The sequence below is a fragment of the Salinisphaera orenii subsp. halophila YIM 95161 genome (assembly GCF_003732545.1).
GTDB classification, from domain to species: domain Bacteria; phylum Pseudomonadota; class Gammaproteobacteria; order Nevskiales; family Salinisphaeraceae; genus Salinisphaera; species Salinisphaera orenii_A.
In genome coordinates this window covers 1-577 of record NZ_AYKF01000040.1, presented here as the reverse complement: position 1 = coordinate 577, position 577 = coordinate 1, and the positions used below count along the sequence as shown (strand labels likewise).

Sequence of the window (577 nt, the reverse complement as noted above, 5' to 3'; positions counted from 1 at the left end):
CCGCTATCGTTGATCGTCGGGCCGTTGTTGACGGTCAGGCTATCGGCCGTCAGATCGGGAGAGGTCGCCACGGTCAGGTCGGTGCCGTTCCGGGCGATGTCGATGTTGTCACCATCCAGGAACTGCACGGTGTCGCCGGGAGCGACCTTGGTCGCCGTGTCGCCGTTGGTCTGCAGGTCCCAGCCCGCATTGGCAACTTGCTCAACGTCTTCGAGCTGGCTGATGTTGACCGCATCGTTATCGTCGGAGCCATCGGCCACGCCGGTGATACGACCACTACCGCCATCGTTGAGGGTGATGTCGCCGAACTGCGGCTGATCGCTCATCTGGATGCCGATGGCGCCGGTGGTCGGGTCGGTCATCGTCTGCAGGTTGGCGCCGCTGTAGGTGCCGCCGGCCGTGGCTTCACCCGTGATCGCCAGCGTCTGGCCCAGGTCTCGGTGCACCGTGCCGCCGGTGTTACCGCTGAAGTTCATGCCTTGCGTAATCAGCCCATCGCTGGCGTTGTCGACATAGGTCTTGTTAGTCGCATCGCCGCCGTTCATCGGATCACCCAGGTTGGTGATGGTGTCGCCGT

At 63.4% G+C, this 577-nt stretch carries 1 pseudogene; it reads right to left on the bottom strand.

From position 1 onward, the window contains the following. Window positions 1-577: pseudogene (locus SAHL_RS02970) on the bottom strand (hypothetical protein); the annotation flags it as partial.